Here is a 15,472-nt window from a genome sequence, read left to right on the forward strand (position 1 = left end):
TAATCGCGATATGGCCGTGAATCTTGACGACGTCGACTGGGCGATCATCGACGAGCTGCAGCGCGAGGCCCGGATCTCCCTCAGCGAGCTGGGGCGGCGGGTGAGCCTCAGCCCGTCGGCCACCACGGAACGGGTGCGGCAGCTGGAGGCGACGGGCGTCATCTCCGGTTACCACGCCGTGGTCGACCTGACCAGGCTCGGCTACCCCGTGCTGGCCGTCGTCCGGTTGAAGTACCCGGGCAACCACCACCAACCGTTGCGCCGGCTGCTCGCCGACCGGCGGGAGATCCTGGAGTGCCTGCGCACCACCGGCGACGACTGCTACACCCTGAAGGTGGCCGCGACCTCCATGGGGCATCTGGAGACACTCATGGACGAGCTGGCCGGCTTCGGCAGCACGACCACCAGCGTCGTCTACAGCCAGACGCTGCCGTACCGGGGACCCAGCCGGCCTTGACCGTGGTGGTGCAGGGCTCAAGCCTGGCGGCTGAGGAGGATCTTGACAGCGCCGGCGACGTTGTCGGCCTCGTGGTCGGGCCGTGTCTCGGTCTGAGGCCAGGACCGAGCGCGACGGATCCAGATGGTCCGTAGTCCTGCCGTGCGGCCCCCGGCGATGTCGGCGATGACGCTGTCACCGATCATCCATCCGCCCTGTTCGGACGGCATGCCGCACAGTTGGGCAGCCAGCCTGAAGATGCCTGGATCGGGCTTGCGGAGGCCGACCTCGTCCGAGATGCACCATGCATCGACCAGTTCGGAAAGGCCACTGCGGCGGATCTTGGCCTGCTGGTTGTCCGTCATGCCATTGGTCACGATGGCCGTCTTCCATCCCGAAGCACGGAGTTCGCCGAGGGCCGCGAGGTCGTCCGGCCGGCCCTCGACCAGCTCGGGCATCCGCCGACGGTACTGGGCCCAGAGATCGTCCGCCGGCGTGCCGAACGCGAACTCCTCACGAACCCGGTGGAAGAAGCCGTCCATCGGGCCGATGTGGAGGGCGTCCGCGTGAATCAGCCAGGCCCGCGCCGTGCCGCTGAGCCCGTGGTCGGTGACGAACTCGTCGACCCAGGCGCCGAAGGCGGCATCGCGGTCGAGAAGCGTGCCGTCAAGGTCGAAGAACGCCAGCCGCTGCATCAGAACACCCTACCGACGGCCAGTGCGTCACCTGCGTCACCGGGGTGCTGCGTGAATCGGAAGGGTCAGCAGGTCAGCCGGGCGGCGGTCGCCGCGCAGGGGCGGGGGTCGGTGTCAGGGGGCACTGAGGGCTTGCGCCTCGTTGGTGTAGAGCTCGGCGGGGTCGAAGCCCATGCCGGTGAAGTGTCCGGCGAGTTCGAGTGAGAGGACGCCGTGCAGGCGGGTCCAGAAGGCGAGGGCTCGGCGGAGTGCCGATGGCGGGGCGGGGTGCTCGCCGGCCCAGGCGCGGTGCTCGGCGAGGTGGTTGTCGAGCTGGCTGTCGAGTGGATGTGGCGTGGCGGGCGGCTGCTCGGCGGCGCAGGCGTCGAGGAGGTGCGCCATGATCTCGGTGGTGATGCGCGTGGTGTCCTCGGGCGCTTCGTAGCCGGGCACGGGGGTGCCGTAGAGGAGGAAGTACCGCTGGGGGTCCTCCAGGGCCCACCGGCGTAGCGCGTGGGCCAGGCCGTCGAGGTCGGTGCCGGCCTCTGCTCGGGCGGCGAAGGTGTCGGCGAGGCTGCGGTAGGCGTCCTTGATGAGTTCGGTGATCAGCTCGTCGCGGTTGGCGAAGTACCGGTAGAGGGCCGGTCCGCTCATGCCCATCTGCCGGGCGATGGCGTTGAGGGAGAGCGCGGAGGCCCCGGCGGTGGCGATCTGCCCCCAGGCGTGCTGCTTGATCTCCTCCTGTACCTGCGCGCGGTAGCGCTCTCTCGGTGTCCTCGTGCCCGGTTCGCTCATGATCCGTCTCCCTCCCTCTCCCTCGCTCCGACTGGAGCATCAGTTAGAGGCTATCACTGTCCCTCTTGACTATCACGGACGAGCAGCGTTATAACTTCTAACGAACGCGAAAGCATCTACAGAAGGAGAGCCGGTCATGAGCACCGAACGTCGCATCGAGGTCGTCCTGCCGGGCATCGTGGGGCCGGAAGGCCTTCAGATCCGCGAGAGCGCCGTACCGCAGGCGGGCCGGGGGCAGATCGTCGTCGCCATGGAGGCCACCGGCGTCTCGTTCGCCGAGCAGCAGATGCGCCGCGGGCGGTACTACGACCAGCCGCCGTTCCCGTTCGTCCCCGGCTACGACCTGGTGGGCCGGGTGCTGGCCACCGGCCAGGGCGTCGACCCGGACCTGGCCGGCCGACGGGTGGCCGCGCTGGTGAAGGTCGGCGGCTGGGCCAGCCACGTGGTGCTCGACGCCGCCGACGCCGTCCAGGTCCCGGAAGGCCTCACGCCGGCGCAGGCCGAGACGGTCGTGGTCAACGGCATCACGGCCTGGCAGATGTTGCACCGCAAGGCCCGGGTGCGCGCCGGACAGACCGTCCTGGTGCACGGCGCCAGCGGCGGCGTCGGCTCGGTCCTGGTGCAGCTCGCCCGCGCGGCGGGCGCGAAGGTGATCGGTACGGCCTCCGTCCGGAACCACGACGCCCTGCGGGAACTGGGCGTGCTCCCGGTCGACTACCGCGGCGGCGACGTGCCCGCCCAGGTCCGCGCACTGGCACCCGGCGGGGTGGACGCCGTCTTCGACCACGTCGGCGGCCGCAGCGTCGTCGACTCCTGGCACCTGCTCGCCCCCGGCGGCACCCTCATCTCCTACGGCAGCGCCTCCACCCGCGACGACACCGGCTCCAAGCAGTGGCCCGTCCTGAAGATCCTCGCCCGCACCTGGCTCTGGAACACCCTGCCCAACGGGCGCCGCGCCCACTTCTACAACATCTGGGCCGGCCGCCCGCTGAACAAGGACCGCTTCCGGGACCGCCTGCGCACCGACCTCACCGAGGTCTTCGCCGCCGTCCGCCGCGGCGAGGTCACCGCCCGCGTCGCCGCCCAACTGCCGCTCGCCGAGGCCGCCGAGGCCCTGCGCCTGGCCGAGTCCGGCACCGTCTCCGGCAAGGTCGTCCTGATCCCCTGATCCCCTGATCCCGCTGCTCCCACCCCCGCTCACCGTCACCCGAAGGAGTCCCACCGTGAAGTCCACCCCCCGCCGTGCCCTGCCCGTGCTGATCGCTACGACGGCCGTCTGCGCCATGCTCGGCACCAGCGCCGCCGCCGCACAGCCCGCGACACAGCCCGCGGCACGGCCCGCCGCGCAGTACCTGCCGAAGGTCGTCACCGCCTGGGCCGCCGCCTGGAACGGCAGCGACCCCCAGGCGCTCGGCGCCCTGTTCACCGCCGACAGCGCCTACACCGACCAGGGCGTGGGCGTCACCTTCCACGGCCGCCAGGAGATCGCCGGCTGGAAGGCCCGCACCGACAGCCTCATCGACGACGTCCACGTCACCGTGAAGGCCGCCCACCGCGACGGTGACCACATCACCGTCGAGGCCGTCTACGCCGGCCATCTCAAGGGCGCGCCCACGCCGTTCGCCGTGCCGATGGCCACCCTTCTCGACCTCGGCGAGCACCACCTGATCGCCTCCGACCAGGACTACTACAGCCTCAACTCCGTCCTCTCCCAGTCAGGCCTGCCCGCCAACTGGACCCCGCCCAGCCATTGAGCATTGCCGTGGATGAGCCAGCACTTCGCCGCGCGCCGTGCAAGGCTCGAACCATGAACGAGCGAGCACCGAGCACGATCGTCCACATGTCCATCTCCGGAGCCCCACCGGCAGCGCAGGCGGTCGCCGACACGGTAGGGCGGTCGTTCCGGCTGACCGACGTGCCCGGCCGGGTCGCCGCCGGGGACTATGCGGCACCGTCCGGTGAACGGACCCGCTGGCAGATCGACACGTCGGCACCGGTCACCGAGGCCGCCACACCGCCGGCCACCCGCGCGGATGCCCGTGCAGACGCCTACGCCGGTTCGGTGCGGGTCGAGCTCGGCGGGCAGCCCGAAGCCGTGGTCAAAGTCGCGGCGCTGATCCGTGAGCGTTTCCGGGCGGGGCCGCCGACGGGCTTCTCCCGCGCGTTCGAAGTCTGGCCGGCGGATCAGCCGGATGCCGGCAACGGAGCGTAGCGCCTCCGCCTGGGACGTCCGGAGGCCGCGGGCCGTCACAGTGGCCGGGAGGCGGGCACCGCCCTTTCGGGCTGCGGGGTGCCGGTGAAGATCCAGGCGCGGAAGAGCAGGAAGCGCAGCACGGTGGCGGCCAGGTTGGCCACGACCAGGACCGCGAGCTCCGCCGGGCGTGAGGCTGCCGTGCCGAGGGTGTGCAGCGCGGCGAGCGCGCCGGCGCTCAGGGTCCAGCCGACGGCGAAGACCAGCAGGCCCTGGGCCTGGTGGCGCAGTGCGCGGGCGCGGCCGCGGACGCCGAAGGTCAGCCGCCGGTTGGCCGCGGTGTTGACCAGGGTGGCGATCAACAGGGCTCCCGCATTGGCGAGTTGCGGGCCGGTGGCCAAGCGCAGCAGCAGGTAGAGGGCAAGGAAGAGCGCGGTGCTGGCCGCCCCGATGGCGGTGAAGCCGAGCAGCTGGCGGGCCAGGCCCACCGGGACCCGGTCCAGCTCGCCGTCACGCGGGTCGTCGCCGAAGGGGCGGCGCAGCCGGTCCAGCGGGAGCCGGCCGGTGGCCAGCGCCCGGCCGATGCGCCAGACGCCCTTGAGGTCGTCGGTGGCGGTGCGCACCAGGTCGACGCTGGAGTTCGGGTCGTCGACCCAGTCCACCGGAACCTCGTGGATCCGCAGACCGGCGCGCTCGGCGAGTACCAGCAGCTCGGTGTCGAAGAACCACGCGGTGTCCTCCACCAGCGGCAGCAGGCGCTGGGCGACGTCGGCCCGGATGGCCTTGAAACCGCACTGGGCGTCGGAGAACCGCGCTGCCAGGCTGCCGCGCAGGATCAGGTTGTAGGCGCGGGAGACCAGTTCGCGCTTGGGCCCGCGCACCACCCGTGAGGAGCGGGTCAGCCGGGAGCCGATCGCCAGGTCGGAGTGGCCCGAGATCAGCGGTGCGACCAGCGGCAGCAGCGCGTTGAGCGCGGTGGACAGGTCGACGTCCATGTAGACCAGCACCGGCGCGTCGGAGGCGAGCCAGATGGCGCTGAGCGCCCGTCCCCGCCCCTTGCGTTCGAGCCGGACGGCGATGACCTCGTCGAACTCCTCCTCCAGCGCCTGCGCCACGTTCGCCGTGCGGTCGGTGCTGGCGTTGTCCGCGATGGTGATCCGGAACGTGTACGGGAAGGCGGCGGTCAGGTGCGCGTGCAGGCGGCGGACGGACGGGGCCAGGTCGTCCTCCTCGTTGTGCACCGGGATCACCACGTCGACCACCGGGTCGTCGCCGTCGATGCGCAGGAACTCCCGGGCGGGCAGGGACGTCGACGGGGACGGGTGGGGCGAGGTCGTCAGGGTTCGCATGGAGCCACCGTGGTCGCCGAGGCTGTCGGCACCTTGTGGTCGACTTATGACTCCGCTATGAACCTTCGTCCGCGCGGGAGTTCGCGCGGGACTTCGGCTGGGCGGGCGACGCCGGCAGCGGCAGGCTGACGGTGAACGCCGTGCGCCCGGGGGTGCTGCGCACCGCGATCTCGCCCTCGTGCGCGCTGACCACGGCGTGCACGATCGCCAGGCCGAGACCCGTGCTGCCGGCGTGCCGGGACCGCGAGGCGTCGCCTCGCGCGAACCGGTCGAAGATGTGCGGCAGCAGCTCCGGCGGCACACCGGGGCCGTCGTCCACCACCTCCAGCAGCACCCGGGCCCCCTGCCGCTCCGCGCGCGCGGTCACGGTGGTGCCCGGCGGGGTGTGGTGGCGGGCGTTGCCCAGCAGGTTGACCAGCACCTGGCGCAACCGCGCCTGGTCGCCGTCCACCAGGGCCGGTTCGTCGGGCAGTTCCAGCCGCCAGTGGTGGGTGTCGCCGGCCGCCCGGGCATCGCTGACGCAGTCCACCACCAGCGGTGACAGGTCCAGCGGCGCCCGGGAGAGCGGGCGGCCGGCGTCCAGCCGGGCCAGGAGCAGCAGGTCTTCGACCAGCGCGGTCATCCGCGCGGCCTCCGACTCGATCCGGCCCAGCGCGTGCCGGGTCTGCGGACCGGTCTCCTCGCCCGAGCGCCGGGTCAGTTCGGCGTAGCCGCGGATCGACGCCAGCGGGGTGCGCAGCTCGTGGCTGGCGTCGGCGACGAAGTGCCGTACCCGCGACTCGCTCTCGTGCCGGGCCTCCAGGGCCGATCCGACGTGGCCCAGCAGCCGGTTGAGCGCCGCGCCGACCTGGCCGACCTCGGTGCGCGGGTCGGTGTCCGCCTCGGGCACCCGCTCGTGGAGGTCCACCTCGCCCTGGTGCAGCCGCAGTTCGGCGACGCGGGTGGCGAGGGCGGCCACCCGGCGCAGCGGGCGCAGGGCGGAGTCGGTGGCGACGAAGCCGACCAGGCCGACGGCGAGCAGGGCGCCCGCGCTGACGCAGAGTTCGGCGGTGACCAGCCGGACCATGGTGTCCTGCTGGTTGGAGGCGGGCAGGCCGACCATGAGGTGGTCGCCGTTGCGGTTGTCGTGCGCCAACTCCACCTGGTAGGGCCCGAGTCCGGGGACGTCCACCGAGTGCGCGACGCCCTCGCGGCTGGTCGCGAGCGGGGTGAGCACGGCGAGTTGGGCCGCGGTGAGCGCGGCGGCGTCGGGGTTCAGCGTGCCGGAGCTGGTGCGGCCCCAGATCACCTGGCCGTCGTTGACCACCGCGCCCAGCGTGGCCAGCGGCTGTCCGGGTCCCAGGACGAACCCGAGGTCCGCGTCCGGCGAGCCCGGTGACCCCGACAACCCCGGTGCCCCCGATGACCCGAGTGCGCCGAGCGAGCTGGGCACCCCCGGCGGGCCGGCCGCGCGGTGCGCGACGTCGTCCAGCTGGCGGTTCAGCTGGCCGTAGAGGTCCTGGTGCAGCACCACCGCCGTCACCACCGCGACCACCGCGCACGCGACGGCGAGCAGCGAGAGCAGCGCGGCCAGCAGCCGGGCGCGCAACGACCAGCGGCCAGGGCGGATCAGGCGACCGGGACGGGAGGCGCGGCCCGGACGGTCCGGACGGTCCGGGCGGCGGCCGAGCGGACGGGTCCGCAGGCGTGGCACGGCGCTCACCCCTGGTCGGCGGGGCGGATCGAGTACCCGGCGCCCCGGCGGGTGCGGATCATCGGCTCCCGGCCGGCGTCGATCTTGCGGCGCAGGTAGGAGATGTACAGCTCGACGATGTTGGTCTGGCCGCCGAAGTCGTAGGACCAGACCCGGTCCAGGATCTGCGCCTTGCTCAGCACCCGGCGGGGGTTGCGCATCAGGTAGCGCAGCAGCTCGAACTCGGTCGCGGTCAGCTCGATCTCCTCACCGGCCCGGCTGACCTCGTGGGTGTCCTCGTCCAGCACCAGGTCACCGACCACGATCCGGGCCCCGTCCCGGGCCGCGGCCGCCCCCGAGCGGCGCAGCAGGCCGCGCAGCCGGGCCACCACCTCCTCCAGGCTGAACGGCTTGGTGACGTAGTCGTCGCCGCCCGCGGTGAGGCCGGCGATGCGGTCCTCGACCGCGTCCTTGGCGGTCAGGAAGAGCACCGGGATCTCCGCCAGGTCGCGGCGCAGCCCGGACAGCACCTGCAGCCCGTCGATGTCCGGGAGCATCACGTCCAGGACGACCGCGTCGGGCTTGAACTCGCGGGCGAGGCGCAGCGCCGACCCGCCGGCGTGGGCCGTGCGCACCTCCCAGCCCTCGTAGCGCAGCGCCATCGACAACAGCTCGGTGAGCGCCTGCTCGTCGTCGACGACCAGCAGGCGCAGCGGCGTGCCGTCGGCCCGTCGGATGTCCGGGGTACCCGCGGATGAGGCGGAGGGGAGAGCGACCATGGCCGCCATCCTGGGCGGCGCTGTTGAGTTGTTCCTGTGCCGAACCTGTGGAACGCCTAAGAACGACCATGCCCCGCGCGGTCCGCAGGGGCATGGTCGTCGGCTGTCGGCCGGGGGTCAGCCGGTCGGGGCCGTCAGGTCGTAGAGCGTGGCGCCGCCGACGGTCCGGGCGGTGAAGTGCGCCGTGACCCAGGCGGTGATCTGCTCGGAGTCGGACGAGCCGCCGGTCCGGTCACCGCCCATCCCGCCGCCCATGCCGCCGCCGCTGATGAAGTAGTGCACCTTGCCCTCGCGCACGTCCTGTTGGAATCCGGCCAGGCTCAACGAGGGGTCCGTGCCGTTGAATCCGCCCAGCGCCATCACCGGGCTGCCGACCGCGAGTTGGTAGCTGGCCTGGTTCTGCGAGCCGACCGTGGCGGCGACCCAGGTGTAGCCGTGGGCGCCCTGCTTGAGCAACGCGGTCACCTGCGCGCCGACCTGGGTACCGCCCAGCAGGCCGCCCATTCCGCCGCCCCCGCCACCGCCGCCCGGCCCGCCCGGCGCGCCGCCCGGTCCGCTCGGCGCGCTGCCCGCAGCCCCGCCCGTGCCGCCGCCGAAGCCACTGGTAGCGCCGCCGCCGAAGCCGTGCGCGCCACCGGCGCCGGGCCCCGCACCGCCCGGCATTCCGCCCGGCATGCCGCCCCGCATGCCGCCGGGCATGCCGCCGGGCATCCCGCCGGGCATCCCGCCCGGGCCGTTCGAGCCCCGCACGTTCGGTCCGGCCGTCACGATCGAGCCGGTGTGCCCCGTCGAGACGGTGTCCAGCGCGTACGCGGCCGGTCCGCCGAGGCCCACGGCCAGCGCGGCCACCCCGGTCACGGCCGCCAGCCGGCGACCCGCCCGACCGCGCAGCCGACCGCCGGCCACCAGCGCCACGGCCACCGACAACCCGCCGACCAGCACCGCCCAACGCAGCCACGGCACGAAACCCTCGCTGCGCCCGAGCAGGACGAACGCCCACCAGCCGGTGCCGGCCACCACCGCGCCGAGCAGTAGCGCGTACGACAGCCGCCGCCGGGCCCGCCACAGGCCGTCCACGCCCATCCCGACCAGCGCGGCGACCGCCGGGGCCAGCGCGACCGTGTAGTACTGGTGGAAGATGCCGCCCATGTAGCTGAACGTCAGCCCGGTGCTGAGCAGGAACCCGCCCCAGACCAGGAAGGCGGCCCGCGCCGAGTCGGTGCGCGCGTAGCGCCGGGTGGCCCAGAGGCCGAACAGCAGCAGCACCAGGGCCGCCGGCAGCAGCCAGGCGATCTGGCCGCCGATGTCCGTCCCGAACAGCCGGCCCAGTCCGGTGGAGCCCCACATGCCGCCCCCACCGCCGCCCGGCCCGTGCCCGCCGGCGCCGCCGGCCAGGGCGCTACCGCCACCCGCACCGCCCGTGCCACCGCCGCCCGGCGCGCCGCCGCCTCCCACGCTGCCGGTCTCGTCGCCGGTCAGGCGTCCGAAGCCGTTGTAGCCGAAGGTCAGCGACAGGAAGCTGTCGTTCTGCGACCCGCCGACATAGGGGCGATCGGCGGCCGGCACCATCTGCACGACCGCCACCCACCAGCCCGCGGCCACCACCAGCGCCACCCCGGCCGCCAGCAGTTGCCCGATCCGCCGCCACAGACCCGTCGGTGCGACCACCAGATAGATCAGCGCGAACGCCGGCAGGACCAAGAACGCCTGCAGGGTCTTGGTCAGGAACCCGAAGCCGAACAGCATCCCGGTCAGCAGCACCCAGCGCAGGCCCGCCGTCTCGACGGCCCGCAGCAGCGTGTACGCGGCCAGCGCCATCAGCAGCACCAGCAGGGCGTCCGGGTTGTTGAAGCGGAACATCAGCACGGCGACCGGTGTCAGCGCCATCACCCCGCCCGCGACCAGCCCGCCGAGCGCGGAGAACCGCCGCCGCACTGCCGCGTAGACCGTCCCGACCGTGGCCACCCCCATCAGCGCCTGCGGCAGCAGCAGACTCCAGGAGCTGAGCCCGAAGATCCGCGCCGACAGCTCCATCGGCCACAGCGACATCGGGGGTTTGTCGACCGTGATGAAGCTCGCGGCGTCCGAGGAGCCGTAGAAGAACGCCTTCCAGCTCTGGGTGCCGGCCTGCACGGCCGCCGAGTAGAACGAGTTGGCCCAGCCCGATGCGCTCAGCTCCCAGCAGTACAGCAGCGTGGTGGCCGCGAGCAGGGCCAGCAGGGCCGGACGCACCCAGGCCGCGTCCTCCGCCCGCCCCCGCCAGCAGCGCCGCATCCGGTCGCCCGGCCGCCACCGGCCGCCCGACGCCTGCCCCGCAGCGGCGGCGCCGGGTGGTTCCCTGGGGGGAAAGAGCAGCGCACGGGGCGGGTGCGCGCCCTGCCGGTCCACGGCGGGCGAGGACGCGGGGGCGGGGGTGTCCGAGGGGACGGTGCTGGTTCTGGTCATGGCGGCCACGCTGCCGCCCCAAGCTGTGAATGCCCTTTGCGACCGCTCTCACCGTCCTGTGACCCGCTACCACGTCACCCTGCCGTCCCAGGAACGGTCTTCCCGGGACGGCAGAGTGCGGGGTCAGAGCTGCTGAGCCTGCTTCACCAGCGCGTTGGCCTGGGCGGTCAGCCTGTCGGCCTGGTCGCCGTCGAGCTTCTTGTCGCCGAAGGCGGCCTTGTCCAGGAGACCGGCGATCTTCGCGGTCAGCGTGTCACGCTGGGCGCCGAGCGCGGTCAGCTTCGCGGTGCTCGCCAGGTACTGCGCGTCGCCCGGAGTGGCGGAGGCGATGCCCCTGGTCGAGGCCTTCAGCGTGGCGGTGGCGAACTCGCCGACACCGGCGTTCAGTTGCTTGTAGGCAGCGGCCAACTCCTCGTAGTCGTACCCGTGCTGGCCGACCAGGGCACGCGGGCGCGCCCAGTTCTCGATGTACTCGGTGAGCACACGGCCGTCACTGACGTACGGGTCGTGCAGGCCGAGCAGCGCCAGCATGGTGGGCCGGATGTCGGTGTGGTCGGACCACACGTCGTTCGTCTCACCGAGGTTGCGGATGCCCGGACCCACCAGGCCCAGCCAGGTGGTGTTGATGTCGGGTGAGAAGTCGCCGTGGTTCCAGGCGTAGGCCGGGCCCAGCGCCACGCAGGTCGGCGTGCAGGTGCTGCCGCCCGAGTAGACGAAGTAGTCCGGGTTGGCGAAGGAGGTGAAGGTCGGCGTGCGCAGCGGGTCACCCGTCTGCATGTGCAGGATCTTCTGTTCCGCCGGGTCGGCCAGGAAGCTGGAGATGACGTCGGTGGCGCCGGTGATCGGGTTGACCGCCGTCACCTTCGACCAAGCCTGCTCGAACGCACGGGTCTTGGGGTCGTTCGGGCCGGGCTGCCCGTTGAGGTAGAAGTTCGGCGCCGAGTCGGCGTGCACCGCGAAGGGGGTGGTGATGCCCTGCTGAGTGGCCAGCAGGCCCTTGGCGTTGGCGTTGACCTCACCGATCTGGCTGTATGTGCAGGGCACATTGACGCCGTCGCAGTTGGCCGGGGTCGGCTTGCCGCCCACGAAGTGGTCGTTCTCGTCCGAGGTCACCACGAACAGGGTGTTGTCCGCGTTGAGACCGTCCTTGCGGATCCGGTCGAAGAACGTGGCGAACGCGTTGTCGTAGGACTTCAGCTGTGCGGTGTAGTTGGCCTCGCCCGGTCCCATCGCACCGGAGTTGGCACCGTGCTGGTCGTGCGCGTCGGAGATGTAGGCGTAGGTGACCGGGACGCCGGACTCCTGCATCTGGGCGACGTAGCCGAGCGAGTTGTCGGCGGTCATCGCGTCGAAGCCCGGGAAGCCCGGGTTGCCCGTCGGGTCGGCGATCGGGGTGCCGGCCGTGCTGCGGACCACGCCGTCCTTGCTGATGGCCGGATCAACGCTCTTGGCGCCGAACAGCGCCTGGTAGTTGGCGTAACCACCGGGCTCGTCGGGCAGCAGGTCCGGGCTGGTCGTGCCCTTGGCGCAGACCGTCGACTTCTGTGCGCAGTGCACGCCGATGCCCACGAAGTCCGCCTGTGCCCTGGCGGGGTCGGCCTTGGCCTCGGCGGCCTGCGCGGAGTTCGGGCCGAAGACCTTGTTGATGTCGACGGTGGTGTTCTCCAGGATGGTGTTCGCCGTGGAGACCGCACCGAAGTCGCAGCCGGCCTTGGTGTAGGCGGCCCACGGCGCGGGGGCCATCTTGCCGTCCTGGCCCACCATGGTCGGCGTGGAGTCAGCCGGGGCCGGCACCGAGCTGTCGGCCACGCCGTCGGTCCAGTAGGCGAAGCTGCTGGCCGAGTTGGTGGTGCCGTCCGGCTTGTAGTAGCGGTACGAGTTGGAGACCGCCTGGCCGTGCTTGTCCCCGTACAGGCCGGTGATCGAGGTCAGGATGTCGTTGCCGGTGTGCGCGATCAACGGGGTGTGGTGGTTGGTGGACAGCGTCCCGTTGCTCTCCAGGAAGTCCTGGAGGTGCGGCATCTGCTCCAGGTCGCTGGGCACGTTGGGGTTGTCCCGGGTGAAGTGCACGTTGTCGAACTGAAGATAGATCACATGCTTCACATCCCGGCCGTCAGCCGAGATCTGGCAGCCGGTCGGCTGCGTCCGGTGATGGTCGGACTGGGCACTCGCCGCACCGGCGGAGACCATCCCGAACCCCAGCCCGGCCGCGAGCGACAGGGCCAGCATCTTGCTCTTGCGCATCCTGCTCCCTCTGTTGGGCGCCTGCGGGCGCGTACACGCGCCCGCGACGGACGCGCGTAGCACGACAGGAGCGAGCACCGCGGCGCCCCCCGGTCGTGCGTGCCACAGGGTGCCATGGGCGACCTGAACGCAACAGGAGGCATGCGCGGTCCAACGGTGAAGGCAAGGTGAATTGGGGTCGGCTGACGGTATGTCAGATCTGCAATAGGACTCCGGGCTCAGCCGATCCTGACGGTGACGGTGGTGAAGCCCAGGGCCTTGAGCAGGTCCTGGAGGGCGGTGGTGGTGTTCTGTTCGGCGCGGGCCGTCAGTCCGGCGGCCTGGGCGGCGTTCTGGATCCGCTGGGCCGCGACCACCTGGACCTTCTGCTGGTCGCCGGGATCGCTGGAGAAGAAGTCGCCGATCCGGTCGAACAGGCCGCGCTGCTCGGTGTAGACGTAGGAGCCCTTGGGGTCCAGTGCCGCCTGTGCCAGCTGGGCGTGCGGCAGGACGAGCGTGGCGCTGCGCCGGTCGGCCGAGACCGTGACGCCCGAACTCGCCACCTTGCCGAGGTCCACGTACGACTCCACCGTTCCGGAGGCGACGTAGAGCGTGCGGTGGCCGAGCAGGGCCGAGGGCAGGAAGGTCGCCTCCTGGTCGAGGTCGACGACGATCTGGGAGTTGCCGGTCGCCGCGTTGTAACGGCTCATGTCCTGGATCGACTTGAGGACGGCCGGGCCGCTGCGGTCGACGGTCTTCTCGCCGAACGGGTCGGGCAGGTTCGGGAACAGGTGGAGTCCGGCGGCGGCCAGGAACACGGCGGCGATGGCGGCCAGCGTGATCGGCAGACTGATGTACCACGGAACGCGCCTGCGCTCCCGGGGTTCGCGCCGCTGGCTGGGTGAGGGTCCTTCCGGCCTGCGAAGACGGAACACGGCGGTGTACTCCTCTGCTCAGGGGGTGGTCAACATCCCTCTCGGACAAGGTGGTTGCTCACCAGTTCGGATTCCCCGCCGGGACGGTTTCACCGCCTCCTGCGGGAACCGGTCGGCCGACGGCCCGGGTCCGGCGGAGGTTTGGGATCGGGGCGAGCGGCTAGGCGCTGTCCAGCTGGAGACCGCTCCGGCGCTGTCCGCAGCCTGGGAGGGACTGGTTATGTCCACAGTGATCGTTCTCGTCATCCTCGCGGTGGTGATCGTGGCCGCCGCGGCCGGCGCACTGCCCCGCCTGACGACCCAGCGGCTCCGGCGCCGGTTCGGGCCGGAGTACGACAGCACCGTCAGCGCCCACGGCGGGCGGACGAAGGAGGCGGAGAAGGAGCTGTCGGAACGGCTTCGCCTGGTCCGCGCCCTGGAGCTGAAGCCGCTCTCCCGGAGCAGGACCGAGAGTGTCGTCGACCGGTTGGCGGAGCTGCAGGAGATGTTCGTCGACGACCCCGCGCGCGCGGTCGCCGAGGCCGACCGGCTGTTGGACACGGTGCTCGGCGAGGTGGGGTTCCCCGTCAAGGGGCGGATCGCCGCCGTCTCGGTCGACCACGGTGACCGGGTGCCCGCCTACCGGACCGCCGCGCAGACGCTGGCGCGCGGCAGGACGGCCGAGGGCGGCACTGTCGGGGCTGCCGGTGCTGACGGCGACGGCCCGGTTGGTACCGAGGAGTTTCGGACCGCCCTGCTGGCGATCCGGGACCTCTGCCTGGACGTGCTGCGGGCCGAGCGTCCGGCTCGCGGCGGAGGGTCCGGCAACGGTTCCACGCCCCGTCCTGCCGTCACCCCGCGAACCAACTGACGGCCCCCCGCAGCGAAACGCCGAAGCTCAAGGAGAAGGAGAGAACGCCATGCCGCAGAACAGCCCGGCGAACAGCCCCGCAGAGGACTCCGCCCGTCCGCCGCTGCCCGGCCGCTTCGCCCGCCCGCAGGACGTCGAACGCCCCGGCCCCGGCCGACGCGAGCCCGGCGCCGAGGGCCGCGTACCCGAGCAGGCCCCGCCGGAGACGTCCGGTCAGGCCGCTGCCGCCCGGCACGTCCGGGCCGTCCCGCCGGCGCCTGCCGTGCCGCAGCGGGACGGCAGGCGCAGCGCGGAGGACCCCGCCGGCTGGCTGGACCCCGAGCAGGTGGATCGGTTCAGGGCCCAGTGGCACAGCATCCAGGCCGGTTTCGTCGACGATCCCCGCCAGGCGGTCGAGCAGGCGGACGCCCTGGTGGCCAAGTCCGCCGAGCTGGTCGCCGAGGCGGTGGCGGAGCGCCGCCGCCGGCTGGGCGGTGGGGACGGCGTTGACGGCGGGGCGGCCGTCGACGAGTCCGGCGCCCGCACCGAGCACCTGCGGCTCGCGCTGCGGCAGTACCGGACGCTGCTGGAGCGCCTGCTCGCCGCCTGAACCGCAGCTGCCCCCTCCACCCAGCCGGGTGGAGGGGGCAGCTGCGATTCAGCCGCCTGCCGCCGCCCGGGCCGCCCGGGCGGCGGCCGTGGCGGCCACGGCGCCCGCGATCGCGGCCCAGGCACCCGCCAGGGCGGCGACGGCTCCGGCCGTGGCGGCCACCCGGAAAGCCCATCGCAGGTAGGCGTCGTCCTCGGTGGGCCGCAGCGGGCCGGCGGCGAGGCGCACTCAGCTCGAGCCGAGCTTCCGCAGGCCGGACCCGACCTCGTCGAAGGTCATCACGGGGACGAAGGACAGCTTGGCACCGAGCTCCTGGAAGAACGGTTCGGCGATGGACGGGATGTCGGACGGCTCCTTGAGGTCGAAGACCACGTACCCCGTGCGCATGCCGTCCTTCGCACCGAAGTAGGCCGCCTCCGGCTTGATCCGGTCGAACACCGCCTTCATGGTGTGCTCCAGCGTCTTCCCCGCGATCGCCTTGTTCGCCTTCTCGGTCTCCATCTGGACTGTCAGCAGCACCCGCATGGTCGTTCC

Annotated in this window: 16 protein-coding genes; 6 read left to right on the plus strand and 10 right to left on the minus strand. The window is 72.3% G+C overall.

What is annotated here, in order from left to right:
* The first annotated feature begins 10 nt into the window (after nucleotides 1–10).
* Nucleotides 11–457, plus strand: a complete 447-nt coding sequence (locus BS80_RS07625) for an Lrp/AsnC family transcriptional regulator (RefSeq protein ID WP_035794551.1) — start codon at nucleotides 11–13, stop codon at nucleotides 455–457.
* 17 nt (nucleotides 458–474) lie between these two features.
* On the opposite strand, the gene BS80_RS07630 is transcribed toward BS80_RS07625, so the two are convergent.
* Nucleotides 475–1,131: an HAD family hydrolase gene (locus BS80_RS07630; protein WP_035794554.1), complete on the minus strand. Its 657-nt coding sequence runs from the start codon at nucleotides 1,129–1,131 to the stop codon at nucleotides 475–477.
* 114 nt (nucleotides 1,132–1,245) lie between these two features.
* Complete coding sequence (locus tag BS80_RS07635; RefSeq protein ID WP_035794557.1) at nucleotides 1,246–1,905, minus strand: TetR/AcrR family transcriptional regulator; 660 nt, start codon at nucleotides 1,903–1,905, stop codon at nucleotides 1,246–1,248.
* Nucleotides 1,906–2,041: 136 nt separating this feature from the next.
* On the opposite strand from BS80_RS07635, the gene BS80_RS07640 reads away from it, so the two are divergent.
* The 3 genes from BS80_RS07640 to BS80_RS07650 are packed head-to-tail and all read left to right on the plus strand — an operon-like array spanning nucleotide 2,042 to nucleotide 4,117.
* A complete protein-coding gene (locus BS80_RS07640) occupies nucleotides 2,042–3,073 on the plus strand; it encodes a medium chain dehydrogenase/reductase family protein (RefSeq protein ID WP_035794561.1) in 1,032 nt (343 codons plus the stop codon).
* Nucleotides 3,074–3,128: 55 nt separating this feature from the next.
* Complete coding sequence (locus tag BS80_RS07645; RefSeq protein WP_083974361.1) at nucleotides 3,129–3,659, plus strand: nuclear transport factor 2 family protein; 531 nt, start codon at nucleotides 3,129–3,131, stop codon at nucleotides 3,657–3,659.
* A gap of 8 nt (nucleotides 3,660–3,667) precedes the next feature.
* Nucleotides 3,668–4,117: a hypothetical protein gene (locus tag BS80_RS07650; RefSeq protein ID WP_157536012.1), complete on the plus strand. Its 450-nt coding sequence runs from the start codon at nucleotides 3,668–3,670 to the stop codon at nucleotides 4,115–4,117.
* 35 nt (nucleotides 4,118–4,152) lie between these two features.
* Here BS80_RS07650 and BS80_RS07655 read toward each other — a convergent pair whose 3' ends face one another.
* From BS80_RS07655 to BS80_RS07680, 6 genes are all read right to left on the minus strand, one after another.
* Nucleotides 4,153–5,445, minus strand: a complete 1,293-nt coding sequence (locus BS80_RS07655) for a bifunctional glycosyltransferase family 2/GtrA family protein (RefSeq protein ID WP_035794567.1) — start codon at nucleotides 5,443–5,445, stop codon at nucleotides 4,153–4,155.
* A 55-nt stretch (nucleotides 5,446–5,500) separates the two neighbouring features.
* The gene (locus tag BS80_RS07660; protein ID WP_408607353.1) at nucleotides 5,501–7,054 is read right to left on the minus strand and encodes a sensor histidine kinase; all 1,554 of its coding nucleotides are present in this window, start codon (nucleotides 7,052–7,054) and stop codon (nucleotides 5,501–5,503) included.
* An 89-nt stretch (nucleotides 7,055–7,143) separates the two neighbouring features.
* Nucleotides 7,144–7,896, minus strand: a complete 753-nt coding sequence (locus BS80_RS07665) for a response regulator transcription factor (protein WP_035794921.1) — start codon at nucleotides 7,894–7,896, stop codon at nucleotides 7,144–7,146.
* A 117-nt stretch (nucleotides 7,897–8,013) separates the two neighbouring features.
* The gene (locus BS80_RS07670) at nucleotides 8,014–10,341 is read right to left on the minus strand and encodes a glycosyltransferase family 39 protein (RefSeq protein WP_083974364.1); all 2,328 of its coding nucleotides are present in this window, start codon (nucleotides 10,339–10,341) and stop codon (nucleotides 8,014–8,016) included.
* A gap of 123 nt (nucleotides 10,342–10,464) precedes the next feature.
* Nucleotides 10,465–12,585: an alkaline phosphatase family protein gene (locus BS80_RS07675; RefSeq protein WP_083974366.1), complete on the minus strand. Its 2,121-nt coding sequence runs from the start codon at nucleotides 12,583–12,585 to the stop codon at nucleotides 10,465–10,467.
* Between the two features lie 218 nt (nucleotides 12,586–12,803).
* Complete coding sequence (locus BS80_RS07680; RefSeq protein ID WP_232246389.1) at nucleotides 12,804–13,499, minus strand: DUF4230 domain-containing protein; 696 nt, start codon at nucleotides 13,497–13,499, stop codon at nucleotides 12,804–12,806.
* Nucleotides 13,500–13,719: 220 nt separating this feature from the next.
* Between BS80_RS07680 and BS80_RS07685 the strand changes: the two genes are divergently transcribed.
* Nucleotides 13,720–14,349: a hypothetical protein gene (locus BS80_RS07685; RefSeq protein WP_051966284.1), complete on the plus strand. Its 630-nt coding sequence runs from the start codon at nucleotides 13,720–13,722 to the stop codon at nucleotides 14,347–14,349.
* A gap of 49 nt (nucleotides 14,350–14,398) precedes the next feature.
* Nucleotides 14,399–14,938, plus strand: a complete 540-nt coding sequence (locus tag BS80_RS37510; protein ID WP_051966287.1) for a hypothetical protein — start codon at nucleotides 14,399–14,401, stop codon at nucleotides 14,936–14,938.
* Between the two features lie 48 nt (nucleotides 14,939–14,986).
* Here BS80_RS37510 and BS80_RS07695 read toward each other — a convergent pair whose 3' ends face one another.
* Together BS80_RS07695 and BS80_RS07700 are read right to left on the minus strand one after the other, a co-directional pair.
* Complete coding sequence (locus BS80_RS07695; protein WP_035794573.1) at nucleotides 14,987–15,166, minus strand: hypothetical protein; 180 nt, start codon at nucleotides 15,164–15,166, stop codon at nucleotides 14,987–14,989.
* Nucleotides 15,167–15,463 carry a DUF3303 family protein gene (locus tag BS80_RS07700; RefSeq protein ID WP_035794576.1) on the minus strand — a complete coding sequence of 99 codons (297 nt, stop codon included), beginning with the start codon at nucleotides 15,461–15,463 and terminating at the stop codon, nucleotides 15,167–15,169.
* Nucleotides 15,464–15,472 lie beyond the last annotated feature (9 nt).

The organism is Kitasatospora mediocidica KCTC 9733, assembly GCF_000744225.1.
GTDB lineage: Bacteria > Actinomycetota > Actinomycetes > Streptomycetales > Streptomycetaceae > Kitasatospora > Kitasatospora mediocidica.

What these genes read in the sequence shown, in the direction of transcription:
- BS80_RS07625 (WP_035794551.1), top strand. Translation starts at nt 11, where the DNA reads ATGGCCGTGAATCTTGACGACGTCGACTGGGCGATCATCGACGAGCTG.
- BS80_RS07630 (WP_035794554.1), bottom strand. Translation starts at nt 1,131, where the DNA reads ATGCAGCGGCTGGCGTTCTTCGACCTTGACGGCACGCTTCTCGACCGC.
- BS80_RS07635 (WP_035794557.1), bottom strand. Translation starts at nt 1,905, where the DNA reads ATGAGCGAACCGGGCACGAGGACACCGAGAGAGCGCTACCGCGCGCAG.
- BS80_RS07640 (WP_035794561.1), top strand. Translation starts at nt 2,042, where the DNA reads ATGAGCACCGAACGTCGCATCGAGGTCGTCCTGCCGGGCATCGTGGGG.
- BS80_RS07655 (WP_035794567.1), bottom strand. Translation starts at nt 5,445, where the DNA reads ATGCGAACCCTGACGACCTCGCCCCACCCGTCCCCGTCGACGTCCCTG.
- BS80_RS07665 (WP_035794921.1), bottom strand. Translation starts at nt 7,896, where the DNA reads ATGGTCGCTCTCCCCTCCGCCTCATCCGCGGGTACCCCGGACATCCGA.
- BS80_RS07670 (WP_083974364.1), bottom strand. Translation starts at nt 10,341, where the DNA reads ATGACCAGAACCAGCACCGTCCCCTCGGACACCCCCGCCCCCGCGTCC.
- BS80_RS07675 (WP_083974366.1), bottom strand. Translation starts at nt 12,585, where the DNA reads ATGCGCAAGAGCAAGATGCTGGCCCTGTCGCTCGCGGCCGGGCTGGGG.
- BS80_RS07685 (WP_051966284.1), top strand. Translation starts at nt 13,720, where the DNA reads ATGTCCACAGTGATCGTTCTCGTCATCCTCGCGGTGGTGATCGTGGCC.
- BS80_RS37510 (WP_051966287.1), top strand. Translation starts at nt 14,399, where the DNA reads ATGCCGCAGAACAGCCCGGCGAACAGCCCCGCAGAGGACTCCGCCCGT.
- BS80_RS07700 (WP_035794576.1), bottom strand. Translation starts at nt 15,463, where the DNA reads ATGCGGGTGCTGCTGACAGTCCAGATGGAGACCGAGAAGGCGAACAAG.